We start from the raw sequence: 13,194 nt of genomic DNA on the forward strand, positions 1-13,194 counted from the left end.
GCCGGCACCCGATTTTTTGTCAAATCAACGCAATAACAGGAAAATACTCTCGTCCCCACGGATAATGTTCATTGCCATTACCGGCGGTTTGGCATCCAGCACCTTGCGCAGCTGGACGAGATTTTCCACCCGTTCACGATTGATGCCGATAATCACATCGCCTTTGTGCAGGCCAATCTGCGCGGCGGGGGAATCTTTCACCACATCATCCACGGCGACGCCCTTGGTACCGTCTTTCAACTGGCCGTCGCTCAATGACGCACCCTGCAGCGAGGGTGAAAGCACTTCGGCGCTGGTGGTGCTGGAGGCGCTGTCATCCAGGGTGACGGTGACATCCAACGGTTTACCGTTGCGCAGCAAACCTATCTTGACGGCTTTACCCGGCGGTGTCGTGCCTATCTTCACCCGCAGCTCGGCAAAGCTGGTGATGGGTTTGCCTTCAATGGCGACGATAATATCGCCGGCCTTGATGCCGGCCTTGGCAGCGGCGGAGCCGGGCAGGACTTCGCTGACGAATGCCCCGCGCTGGGTGTTGATATTGAATGCCTTCGCCATGTCGGCGGTCATTTCGCTGCCCTTGATGCCGAGCAGGCCGCGTTTAACCGTGCCGAACTCGATCAACTGCTGGCTAAGGTTTTGCACCATATTGCTGGGAATGGCGAAGCCGATGCCGATATTGCCACCGCCGGGAGCCAGGATGGCGGTATTGATGCCGATGAGTTCGCCGTTGAGATTAATCAGCGCGCCGCCGGAGTTGCCTCGGTTGATGGAGGCGTCGGTCTGGATGAAGTTTTCCAGCCCTTCCAGATTCAGACCGCTGCGCCCCAGCGCCGAGATGATCCCGGAGGTGGCGGTTTGTCCCAAGCCGAAGGGGTTACCCACCGCCACGGCGAAATCCCCCACCCTTAACGCGTCGGAATCCGCCATTTTGATTTCGGTCAGGTTGGTCGGATTCGGCAACTGCAGCAGCGCCAAATCGGTCTGCTCGTCGCGGCCCACCAGTTTGGCATCGAATTCGCGGCCATCGTTTAACTGGACCTTGATTTTGTCGGCGCCGTTTACCACATGGTTATTGGTAATGACATAACCTTTGGCGGCGTTGATGATGACGCCGGACCCCAGTCCTTCAAACGGACGGGTATCTCCCTGCTGCCCCTGCTGCGGGTCAACCGGCCCGTTGGGTCCGAAAAAGTATTTGAATTCTTTCGGCAGGTTTTGCCGTTGTACCTGCTGGGTGCCCTCCACATGCACGCTGACCACCGCCGGCAAGACTTTTTCCAGCATGGGGGCCAGGCTCGGCATGGTTTGTCCGGGTACGGTGGCCGGCAATGCCGCTTCGACAGGAATAAAAGGAGTTAAACCGAGTCCGATGCAAAGTGCTAAGGCGCTGATTAAAGGGGTTTTCTTCATTAAGTTATTAACTCGTTTGCTGTCTGTGGACGACGTCATTAATAAGGGATCCTAATAAAACGCCACGTAATGACTCTAAGACCCTGCGGCCCTGACGAAAGTTCAGTAACGCCGCAAAGGTTGCGCCGGCGGCGCGGTGTCAACGTTACCCGCCGGCAACTGCCAAATTATTTACGCGGTTCCCGCGTAGTGCGCAGCAATCCGCTGGCGCTCTCGGGATAGTCGCGCGGCTGCATCCCAGGCGGAACCTGGTCGTTGTCGGCTTCCGCCTCGGTCAAACGATAATGGAACGGATTACTTTCGCCGGGCAGGTTGGGCAGCAGGCTATCGGAGCCTTTGGCCATATGCTGGTAAAGCTGGCGGTAATCGTGCGCCATATTATCCAGCAACTCCGCGCTCCGGGCGAAATGGCCGGTTAATTCCTGCCGGTACTCTTCCAGTTCCGCTTTGCTTTTTTCCAATTCATGCTGCAATGTCTGCTGCTGACGTAGCTTACGGTTACCGAACCGCATTCCGACCGCACCGATGATGACACCAGCAACTAATCCTATCAGCGCATATTCCCAGGTCATAATGACTCCTATATTTGACTTCGTTGTCCCGTAGGGTTTTCCAGACTCTATACCTCCCACTATAACCGTTTACCCGGCCGGAGTGGAACCCGTTAGCATGATGCCCGTCAAAGGGCGATTATTTGTTGCCGGGTTGTGTTCCGCACCGGGGCTGTTTAGGATGTCTCAGGCAAGAAATTGCGACTCGAAAGCTTTTGGGTATATCTATTTCATAATCAGCAGCCGGGAACATCCCTCACCATGCAAGAAATATCGCCATTGTTCCTTTATCAGCGCATGCTGGCGGAAGGGGAGTATCGGGCCGATGCTGTCCAGGCCGAGGCCATCGGTAAGCTGGATCGATTGCACCGCGAATTGCTGGCGCGCCGCGCCGAGCCCCCGGCGGATGCCGGCGGTATCTTCGGTCGCCTGGGCAAGAAATTATTGGGTAAAACCCCCACCGCGGAGCCGGTGCGGGGATTGTACATGTGGGGCGGAGTGGGGCGTGGTAAAACCTGGCTGATGGATCTCTTTTATCAGAGCCTGCCGGAAGAGCGGAAGCTGCGCCTGCACTTCCACCGGTTTATGCTGCGGGTCCATGAAGAGCTGGCCGTCCTGCAGGGGCGCGAGGATCCGCTGGAGATCGTGGCCGACGGTTTCAAAGCGCAAACCGACATACTCTGCTTTGACGAATTTTATGTCTCGGACATTACCGATGCCATGCTGCTGGGCACGTTGATGCAGGCGCTGTTCGCCCGGGGTATTACCCTGGTGGCCACCTCCAATATTCCGCCGGACGATTTATACCGCAATGGCTTGCAGCGTTCGCGCTTTCTGCCGGCTATTGAGATGATTAAACGCCATTGCGAGGTGATGAACGTAGACGCCGGCATCGATTACCGACTGCGCACCCTCACCCAGGCGAATCTTTACCTCACGCCCAACGACCCGCGCACCGCCGACGCCATGACCCGCATATTCACACGGCTGGCGGGTAAGGGCCCCGGCAACGCGCCGGTACTTACGGTCAATCATCGCCCGTTGCCCACGCTCGGCGCCGAGGGGGGCGTGGTGGCCCTGGATTTCGACACCCTTTGCGCCGGCCCGCGCAGCCAGAATGACTATATCGTTCTCTCCCGTTTGTACCACAGCGTATTGCTGCAAAACGTACACGCCATGGGCCGCACGGAGGAGAACACCGCCCGGCGTTTTATCGCCCTGGTGGACGAATTCTACGAACGCCGGGTCAAACTGGTGATGGCCGCCGATGTCCCCATGGCGGACTTGTACCGGGGGGACCTGCTTAAATTCGAATTCCGCCGCTGCCTCTCCAGGCTGCAGGAAATGCAGAGCGAAGAGTACCTGGCGGAGCCACATCAACCCTGAACGCCCAATGGCAGGGTAGGCCCGCGATCATCGAACGTGCGGCGAGCGTGTTAAAGGGAGACCGTGCCGATGGGGCCGAATCGGGCATGGTTTTCCTGCCCGACAGAGCGCCCCACAGCGCGGTAGGCCCGCGATCATCGAACGTGCGGCGAGCGTGTTAAAGGGGGACCGTGCCGATGGGGCCGAATCGGGCATGGTTTTCCTGCCCGACAGAGCGCCCCACAGCGCGGTAGGCCCGCGATCATCGAACGTGCGGCGAGCGTGTTAAAGGGAGACCGTGCTGATGGGGCCGAATCGGGCATGGTTTTCCTGCCCGACAGAGCGCCCCACAGCGCGGTAGGCCCGCGATCACCGAAATTGCGGCGAGCGTGTTAAAGGGAGACCGTGCTGATGGGGCCGAATCGGGCATGGTTTTCCTGCCCGACAGAGCGCCCCACAGCGCGGTAGGCCCGCGATCATCGAACGTGCGGCGAGCGTGTTAAAGGGAGACCGTGCTGATGGGGCCGAATCGGGCATGGTTTTCCTGCCCGACAGAGCGCCCCACAGCGCGGTAGGCCCGCGATCATCGAACGTGCGGCGAGCGTGTTAAAGGGAGACCGTGCTGATGGGGCCGAATCGGGCATGGTTTTCCTGCCCGACAGAGCGCCCCACAGCGCGGTAGGCCCGCGATCATCGAACGTGCGGCGAGCGTGTTAAAGGGAGACCGTGCTGATGGGGCCGAATCGGGCATGGTTTTTCTGCCCGACCGAGCGCCCCACAGCGCGGTAGGCCCACGATCATCGGTCGTGCAATGAGCGTATTAAAGGGCGCCGCGCCGCTCGGCGCAAATAGTAGTCGACCTTTGCCGCTGACTTCTCTATAATCTTGCGACCCCACGTTACAAGAAGTTTTTTTCCCGAAAACTTCGATCGCGCCAGCAACGGCTACTCGAAGGGGTGGGTTTGCTGGACTAGATAGCCGTGTGAGCCTCATAACTCTTAACGTTTGGGTGTTCACCAACGTGTAACTTCAATTGGGTAAGCTTTTAATGAAAACATTTACAGCAAAACCAAAAACCGTCAAACGCGACTGGTATGTTGTCGACGCCAGCGGAAAAACCCTGGGTCGTCTTGCCACCGAACTGGCCAGTCGCCTGCGCGGGAAGCATAAACCGGAATATACGCCGCATGTTGATACCGGTGATTACATTATCGTGTTGAACGCCGAAAAAATTGCCGTCACCGGCAAAAAGCGTACCGACAAGATTTATTATCACCATACCGGTTTCATCGGCGGTATCAAAGAAACGACCTTTGAAGAGATGATTGCCCGCCATCCTGAGCGTGTGATTGAAATCGCGGTTAAAGGCATGCTGCCAAAAGGCCCGCTGGGTCGTGCAATGTACCGTAAACTGAAAGTTTACGCGGGTACCACGCACAACCACGCGGCTCAGCAACCGCAAGTTCTGGACATTTAATCGGGATTATAGGCAATGGCTGAAAATCAATATTACGGCACTGGTCGCCGCAAAAGCTCTTCCGCACGGGTTTTCATTAAACCGGGTCGCGGCAACATCGTTATCAACCAGCGTAGCCTGGATCAATACTTCGGTCGTGAAACTGCCCGCATGGTAGTTCGCCAGCCGTTGGAACTGGTCGACATGGTTGAGAAGTTCGATCTCTTCATCACCGTTTCCGGTGGTGGTATTTCCGGTCAGGCCGGGGCTATCCGTCACGGTATCACCCGTGCGCTGATGGAATATGATGAATCGCTGCGCGGCGAGTTGCGCAAAGCCGGTTTCGTCACCCGAGACGCCCGTAAAGTTGAACGTAAGAAAGTCGGCCTGCGTAAAGCACGTCGCCGTCCGCAGTTCTCCAAGCGTTAATTTCCGGCTGTTTTCACGGCCACCGAAGCCCGACATTGTTCGGGCTTTATTATTTTTCAAACGTTGATTTGCCGTCAAATCTCTGATTGCGTCCATTTATTCAACATGAATTGCCCTCGCCATCCCCCTAAACATGCAAAAATCTGGTAAACTGTTCCACACTTTTATGCCTGTTTTTACTTGGCCGGCGTTTTTTCATACTGATGCAACCAGGGTTGGTTGCGGCCATGCCGGTAAAGTAACGATGGGTAACGGTGAAACAATTCAGGATAGTAGCCGGGTTGTATGGCTATTCGCGGTATTTTCTAGATAAACTTGGAGGTTTTCATGGCTGTCGCTGCCAACAAACGTTCGGTGATGACGCTGTTTTCCGGCCCGACCGACATTTTTAGCCATCAAGTACGGATCGTACTGGCGGAAAAAGGTGTCAGTGTCGAAATCGAGCAGGTAGAGATGGATAATCTGCCCCAGGACCTGATTGACCTCAACCCTTACCGCACCGTACCGACTTTGGTCGATCGCGAGTTGACCCTGTATGAATCGCGCATCATTATGGAATACCTGGATGAACGTTTTCCCCATCCGCCCTTGATGCCCGTTTATCCGGTGGCCCGCGGCACCAGCCGTTTAATGATGCATCGCATTGAAAGCGATTGGTACTCCCTGATGCGTAAAATCGAACAGGGCAACGCCCAGGAAGCGGAAAGCGCACGTCGTCAATTGCGCGAAGAACTGCTGGCGGTGGCCCCTGTCTTCAACGAGGCACCCTATTTCATGAGCGAAGAGTTCAGCCTGGTGGATTGCTATCTGGCACCTCTGCTGTGGCGTTTGCCGCAAATGGGTATCGAACTGGCGGGTGCCGGCGCCAAAGAGTTGAAAGGCTATATGACGCGAGTATTCGAACGCGACGCCTTTCTGGCCTCCCTCACCGAAGCCGAGCGCGAAATGCGCCTGCAGACCCGGGGTTAGCTGGTATGGAAGTCTCTCAACTTTCTCCTCGTCGCCCTTATCTGCTGCGGGCATTTTATGATTGGCTGCTGGATAATGAGCTGACGCCGCACGTGGTGGTGGATGTTACCGTTGACGGCGTTTCGGTGCCGATGGAATTTGCCCGTGACGGTCAAATCGTGCTGAATATCGCGCCGCGCGCGGTGGCTTCCCTTGAAATGACCAACGATGTGGTGAGCTTCAACGCTCGCTTCGGCGGTATACCGCGCCAGGTCAGCGTGCCCATGGCGGCGGTACTGGCGATCTACGCCCGTGAAAATGGCGCCGGCACCATGTTTGAGCCGGAAGTCGGTTATGAACAATACAGCGCGGAAGCGGGCGCATCAGCCCCTGATAAAGGTTCGGAGACGGTCATGTCCATTATTGACGGCGATCGCCCCGATAGCCAGGATGATACCCGTCCGGACGATGATGAACCGCCAACGCCGCCCCGCGGCGGCCGTCCATCGTTACGCGTGGTTAAATAAGCCCTTTTCGCAGGTATTCCCGCCCATTCGGGCGGGACATACAGAATCAGACCTCAAGATAATTCATGATGCCGTCGGCAGCTTTGCGGCCTTCGGCAATTGCAGTGACCACCAGGTCGGAACCCCGTACCGCATCGCCGCCGGCAAAGATTTTCGGATTACTGGTCTGGAAGGCGGCCTCGCTGTTTTCCGGCGCGATAATCCGCCCCTGTCCGTCGAGCTCCACGCTAAAATCAGCCAGCCAGGACATGGCGTGCGGACGAAAACCAAACGCCAGCACCACCGTATCCGCTGCCAGCACATGCTCCGACCCGGCGATGATTTCCGCACGGCGCCGACCGTGGGCATCGGGCTCGCCCATTTCGGTACGCACCATCTTGACGCCGCACACCTGTCCGGCGCCGTCGATTTCAATACTCACCGGCTGCAGATTGAACATAAATTCAACCCCTTCCTCGCGGGAGTTCTTCACCTCGCGGCGAGATCCGGGCATATTGGCCTCATCGCGACGGTAAGCGCAGATCACGCTGGATGCGCCCTGGCGGATAGCGGTACGCACACAGTCCATGGCGGTGTCGCCGCCGCCCAATACCACCACACGCTTGCCTTCCATGGAGACATAAGGCGCGGCGGGGGCATTTTCAAACCCCATCAGCCGTTTGGTATTGGCTATCAGGAACGGCAGCGCGTCCACCACGCCGGGGGCATCTTCATTATCCAGGCCGCCGCGCATGGATTGATAGGTGCCGACGCCAAGGAATACCGCGTCGAATTCACCCAACAGGTCGCTTAACATAATATCTTTGCCGACCTCGGTATTCAGACGAAATTCGATGCCCATCTCGCTGAAAATTTCCCGCCGCTTGATCATGACATCTTTTTCCAGCTTGAACGACGGAATGCCGAAAGTCAGCAAGCCGCCGATTTCCGGATGACGATCAAATACCACCGCCTGCACACCGTTGCGGATCAGCACATCGGCACAGGCCAGCCCGGCGGGGCCGGCGCCGATAATCGCCACTCGCTTGCCGGTGGAAACCACATCGCCGACGCTGGGTTTCCAGCCCATCTCGATGGCTTTATCGTTGATATAACGCTCGATATTGCCGATGGTGACGGCGCCGAATTCGTCATTCAGCGTACAGGATCCTTCGCACAAACGATCCTGGGGACACACGCGTCCGCATACTTCCGGCAGGCTGTTGGTCTGATGCGACAGCTCCGCCGCCTCGATAATCCGCCCTTCGTTGGCCAGCTTCAGCCAGTTCGGAATATAGTTGTGCACCGGGCATTTCCATTCGCAATAGGGATTGCCGCAAGAAATGCACCGATCCGCCTGCGCCTTGGTCTGCGAATCGGAGAAGGGTTCGTAGATTTCCACAAACTCAATTTTTCGGATCTTCAGCGGCTTTTTCGGCGGATCCACACGCTGCAAGTCGATAAATTGATAAACATTTTGACTCATTATTAACCTCTTACTGCGCTTGTACGCGTAGTTCCGCTGCGGAACGGCTACGGTGACCCAGCAATGCTTTCACATCACTTGATTTCGGTTTTACCAGGGTAAACCTGGAGGCCCAGGCCGGCCAATCCGCCAGGATCTCTTCCCCGCGGTGCGAACCGGTCAAGTGCACATGTTCGGTAATCAGGCCGCGCAAATGCTCTTCATGGATAGCCAACTGATCGACATCCAGCACTTCCACCAGTTCGGGATTGACGCGTTTACGAAACTCTCCTGTCTCATCAAGCACATAAGCGAATCCGCCGGTCATGCCGGCGCCGAAATTGACGCCGGTGCGGCCCAGCACACACACAATGCCGCCGGTCATATATTCACAGCCGTTGTCGCCAATGCCCTCCACCACGGTAATCGCACCGGAATTACGCACGGCAAAGCGTTCTCCGGCCCGTCCGGCGGCGAACAGCTTGCCGCCGGTGGCGCCGTACAGGCAGGTGTTGCCGATAATCGTCGCTTCGTGGCTGCGAAACGCCGAACCCACCGGCGGGCGGATGACGATGCTGCCGCCGGCCATGCCTTTACCCACATAGTCGTTGGCATCGCCGGTGAGGGTCAGCTCCACGCCGCCGGCATTCCAAACGCCGAAGCTCTGGCCGGCGGTGCCGGTAAAATGCGCCTTGATGGGATCGGCGGACATGCCCTGATCGCCATGCAGCGCGGCGATGGCGCCGGACAGCGTAGCGCCCACTGAACGATCGGTATTATGTATGTCGTAATAGAAGGTTTTGCTCTGCCGGGCTTCCACATGGGGCATAGCCTGCTCCAGCAGAGTTTTATTCATTAGGCCTTTGTCAAACGGCGGATTGCTGCCTTCGGTGCAATAGAGCGCCTTGCCGGGATGCGGCTGCGCGGTTTGCAGCAGCGGCGACAAGTCCAGCTTATGCTGCCGGGCGGAAATACCGTCCAGCTCAAGCAGCAAATCGGTGCGGCCAATGAGATCCACCAGCCGGGTCACCCCTAGTTCCGCCATCATCTCGCGGGTTTCCTGCGCAATGAAATGGAAGTAGTTGGTCACCAGCTCCGGCAGACCGCGGTAATGATCGCGCCGCAGTTTTTCGTCCTGGGTCGCCACGCCGGTGGCGCAATTGTTCAGATGGCAGATGCGCAGATATTTACAGCCCAGCGCCACCATAGGGCCGGTACCGAAGCCAAAGCTTTCCGCGCCGAGAATCGCCGCCTTGATAATATCCTGGCCGGTCTTTAACCCGCCGTCCACCTGCAAACGGATTTTGTGGCGCAGACCGTTTGCCACCAGAGCCTGCTGGGTTTCCACCAGTCCCAGTTCCCACGGACAGCCGGCATATTTTACCGAAGAGAGCGGGCTGGCGCCGGTGCCGCCGTCGTAGCCGGCAATGGTGATCAAATCCGCATAGGCCTTCGCCACGCCGGTGGCGATGGTGCCGACGCCGGGTTCGGAAACCAGTTTGACCGATACCAGGGCCTTTGGATTCACCTGCTTCAAATCGAAAATCAGCTGCGCCAGGTCTTCGATGGAGTAGATATCGTGATGGGGCGGCGGCGAAATCAGCGTGACGCCGGGCACCGAGTAGCGCAAGCGGGCTATATAGGGCGTGACCTTATCTCCAGGCAACTGGCCGCCTTCACCGGGCTTGGCGCCCTGCGCCACCTTGATCTGGATAACGTCGGCACTGGCCAGATAGGCCGGTGTTACGCCGAAACGGCCCGACGCCACCTGCTTGATCCGCGACACCTTATTGGTGCCGTAGCGGGCCGGGTCTTCGCCACCCTCGCCGGAATTGGAGAAACCACCCAGCCCGTTCATGGCCTGCGCCAGGGATTCGTGGGCTTCAGGGCTCAGTGCCCCGATGGACATGGCAGCGGTATCGAACCGTTTAAACAGATTTTCCGCCGGTTCCACCTGATCCAGGGTAACCGCCTGGCCGTTGGGTTTGATGGCCAGCAGATCGCGCAGCACGGCCACCGGACGCTCGTTCACCAGTTTGGCATACTGCTGATAATCACTGTACAGGCCGCTTTGCACCGCTTTTTGCAGCGTTTTAACCACGTCTGGGTTATAGGTGTGATATTCACCGCCGTGGACATATTTCAGCAGACCGCCTTGATCCAGCGGCTTGCGCTTAAGCCAGGCGCGTTTGGACAGATTCAGCAAATCCTGTTCGAAATCGCTGAAGTCGGCGCCGCCGATACGGCTTACCACGCCCTGGAAACACAAATCGGTCACGTCGCGATGCAGACCCACCGCCTCGAACAGTTTGGAGCAGCGGTACGAGGCCACGGTGGAAATGCCCATTTTGGACATGATCTTGTACAGGCCCTTATTGATGCCGTTGCGATAGTTCAGCATCACGGTACGGTAATCTTTTTCGATGGTGCCGTTGTCGATCAGGGCCGCCAGGGTTTCATAAGCCAGATACGGGTAAATGGCGGTGGCGCCGAAGCCAATGAGCACCGCGAAATGATGCGGATCGCGGGTGCTGGCGGTTTCAACGATCAGATTGGCGTCGCAGCGCAGGTTTTTTTCCACCAGGCGGGTGTGTATGGCGCCCACCGCCATCGGCGCGGGCACCGGCAGCCGGGTTGGGGAAATCAGCCGGTCGCTTAGCACCAGCAGTACCGTCCCCTGGCGCACTTTCTCTTCCGCCTCGTCGCACATCGCCAGCAGGGTCTGCTGCATATTCCGCTGCGTCGGATCGTAGGTAATATCCAGCTTGTCGGCGCGATAGTGGCTCTCTTCCTGGGTGGTGAGCTGGGTAAAGTCGGAATAGAGCAGGATCGGCGATTTGAAGGCCAGCCGGAACGCCTGTCCTTCCGCTTCGCAGAATACGTTCATCTCCCGGCCGATACAGGTGGCCAGGGACATGACGTGGGCTTCCCGCAGGGAGTCGATAGGCGGGTTGGTTACCTGGGCAAATTGCTGGCGGAAGTAATCGTAAATCACCCTCGGCCTGCTGGACAGCACGGCGAACGGCGTATCGTCCCCCATGGAGCCGGTGGCTTCCTGGCCGTTCTCCCCCAGCACGCGCAAAATGGAATCCAGCTCTTCATTAGAGTAGCCGAACTGTTTTTGATAACTGGCCAGCCGGCTGTCGTCCAGTTCGCGATGGCCTACCTGGTCGTCGGCGAGCTCTTCAAACGGCGTCAGGCGACGGACATTCTTTTCCATCCACTCTTTATAGGGATGGCGGCTTTTCAGATCGTCATCGGTTTCCGCCGAATGGAGGATGCGCCCGTTGCGGGTATCGATAACCATCAGTTCGCCGGGTCCGACGCGGCCCTTTTCCACCACTTCATCCGGCTGGTAGTCCCAGATCCCTACTTCGGACGCGCAGGTGATCAATTTGTCGGTAGTGATGACATAGCGCGCCGGACGCAGGCCGTTGCGATCCAGGTTGCAGGCGGCGAAACGGCCGTCGGACATCACCAGGCCGGCCGGTCCGTCCCAGGGTTCCATATGCATGGAGTTGAAATCGAAAAAGGCGCGCAGCTCCGGATCCATGTTCGGATTGTTCTGCCAGGCCGGCGGCACCAGCAAGCGCATGGCGCGAATCAGGTCCATGCCGCCGCTGAGGAACAGTTCCAGCATATTGTCCAGCGAGCTGGAGTCCGAACCGGTTTCATTGACGAACGGCGCGGCGTCCTGCAAATCCGGAATCAGGGGGGTTTTCAGCTTATACGCACGGGCCCGCGCCCACTGACGGTTGCCGGTGATGGTATTGATCTCGCCGTTGTGGGCCAGATAACGGAAAGGCTGGGCCAGCGGCCAGCGCGGGACGGTATTGGTGGAGAAGCGCTGATGGAACAGGCAAATGGCCGATTCCAGCCGCAGATCCGCCAGGTCCAGGTAAAAGCGCGGCAAATCCGCCGGCATACACAGGCCTTTATAAATGGTCACCAGGTTCGAGAGGCTGCAAACATAAAAGCTGTCGTCAACCACCCGTTTTTCCACGCGGCGGCGCGCCACATACAGACGGCGTTCCATATCGCGCGGGCGCCAGCCGGCCGGGGCGTTGACGAAAATCTGCTCGATGCGGGGCAGGGAGGAGAGGGCGATGTCACCCAACACGTCCGGATTGATGGGAACCTCGCGCCAGCCGATGATGGACAGCGTTTCGTTTTGCAGTTCCTCTTCCATTATCTTCCGGCTGGCGCGGGCTTCCTCCTCATCCTGGCTGAGGAAAATCATGCCCACCGCATAGTTCTTGGCCAAACGCCAGCCGCGCTCTTGCGCCACCATGCGGTAGAACCGATCCGGTTTTTGCAACAGCAGGCCGCAGCCGTCGCCGGTCTTGCCGTCGGCCAGGATCGCGCCGCGATGCTGCATACGGGCCAGCGCATGAATTGCAGTACGCACCACTTTATGGCTGGGCTCGCCTTCGATATGGGCAATCAGGCCGAAGCCGCAGTTGTCTTTTACTTGGGATTCATCGTACAACATATTCATGGACCTCCCCAGGCTCCAGGTGACTCTTACAACCTACTGCGAACAGGCGTATCGATATCGAGCGGCAGCGGATCAAACGCGTCAACACGCTGTTTTACCGCTGGCCCGCTCCGCGAAAACCTTATCGTGGCGGTCTTACTCATGATAAACGACTTGCTTTAAGAAGGAATCTCATTAACTGCATAATTATGACGCGTCGTCAGCCCCGCCGGAATTCTTCCAACGGCCTTCCAAATTAACGAGAAACACCACGCAGGTCAAATATGCCCGGCGACCGTCCCGGTTAGAGCCAAAACACGATTAACCATATGATTAAAAATAACTTAATAGCTATTTAATAAGCATTATCCCTGCAAATCATCCCCTGCCAATCATGCGCTGTCGCACTATAGTGCAGCCATTGGATCTCTGCACCATGCTAGGGCGGACACCTTTAATAGCAGGATATGCTGATATGGAGTGTTTTTGCCCATTATGTCTCTGTTTTTACAAATTAGTGACTATTTGAATAAGCCACCCGGCTCGAATAAGAAATATTAATCATAGCAGGTATGATTTATTTCTCA

Annotated in this window: 9 protein-coding genes; 5 read left to right on the top strand and 4 right to left on the bottom strand. The window is 57.4% G+C overall.

Annotated features, from left to right (window positions below; genetic code table 11):
- Positions 1–24 precede the first annotated feature (24 nt).
- Both degQ and zapG read right to left on the bottom strand, forming a co-directional pair.
- Positions 25–1,410: a serine endoprotease DegQ gene (degQ, locus tag GTU79_RS03190; RefSeq protein ID WP_132923558.1), complete on the bottom strand. Its 1,386-nt coding sequence runs from the start codon at positions 1,408–1,410 to the stop codon at positions 25–27.
- A gap of 167 nt (positions 1,411–1,577) precedes the next feature.
- Positions 1,578–1,982: a Z-ring associated protein ZapG gene (zapG, locus tag GTU79_RS03195; protein ID WP_132923557.1), complete on the bottom strand. Its 405-nt coding sequence runs from the start codon at positions 1,980–1,982 to the stop codon at positions 1,578–1,580.
- A gap of 240 nt (positions 1,983–2,222) precedes the next feature.
- Here zapG and zapE point away from each other — a divergent pair, with 240 nt between their 5' ends.
- From zapE to sspB, 5 genes are all read left to right on the top strand, one after another.
- Positions 2,223–3,347, top strand: coding sequence for a cell division protein ZapE (gene zapE / locus GTU79_RS03200; protein WP_203522900.1), 1,125 nt, complete (start codon positions 2,223–2,225; stop codon positions 3,345–3,347).
- A 1,027-nt stretch (positions 3,348–4,374) separates the two neighbouring features.
- Positions 4,375–4,803, top strand: a complete 429-nt coding sequence (rplM, locus tag GTU79_RS03205; RefSeq protein WP_203523171.1) for a 50S ribosomal protein L13 — start codon at positions 4,375–4,377, stop codon at positions 4,801–4,803.
- A 15-nt stretch (positions 4,804–4,818) separates the two neighbouring features.
- The gene (rpsI, locus tag GTU79_RS03210; RefSeq protein WP_132923554.1) at positions 4,819–5,211 is read left to right on the top strand and encodes a 30S ribosomal protein S9; all 393 of its coding nucleotides are present in this window, start codon (positions 4,819–4,821) and stop codon (positions 5,209–5,211) included.
- A 327-nt stretch (positions 5,212–5,538) separates the two neighbouring features.
- Positions 5,539–6,180, top strand: a complete 642-nt coding sequence (sspA, locus tag GTU79_RS03215; protein WP_132923553.1) for a stringent starvation protein SspA — start codon at positions 5,539–5,541, stop codon at positions 6,178–6,180.
- Between the two features lie 5 nt (positions 6,181–6,185).
- On the top strand, positions 6,186–6,686 hold the full coding sequence (gene sspB / locus GTU79_RS03220) for a ClpXP protease specificity-enhancing factor (protein ID WP_132923552.1): 501 nt from the start codon (positions 6,186–6,188) through the stop codon (positions 6,684–6,686).
- Positions 6,687–6,732: 46 nt separating this feature from the next.
- Here the strand turns inward: sspB and GTU79_RS03225 are convergent, their stop codons facing one another.
- Together GTU79_RS03225 and gltB are read right to left on the bottom strand one after the other, a co-directional pair.
- Positions 6,733–8,151 carry a glutamate synthase small subunit gene (locus GTU79_RS03225; RefSeq protein WP_132923551.1) on the bottom strand — a complete coding sequence of 473 codons (1,419 nt, stop codon included), beginning with the start codon at positions 8,149–8,151 and terminating at the stop codon, positions 6,733–6,735.
- A gap of 10 nt (positions 8,152–8,161) precedes the next feature.
- Positions 8,162–12,622 (bottom strand): glutamate synthase large subunit, encoded by a 4,461-nt coding sequence (gltB, locus tag GTU79_RS03230; protein ID WP_132927889.1) that lies wholly within the window; start codon positions 12,620–12,622, stop codon positions 8,162–8,164.
- Positions 12,623–13,194: the final 572 nt, after the last annotated feature.

The organism is Sodalis ligni, assembly GCF_016865525.2.
Taxonomy (GTDB): Bacteria; Pseudomonadota; Gammaproteobacteria; order Enterobacterales; family Enterobacteriaceae; genus Acerihabitans; species Acerihabitans ligni.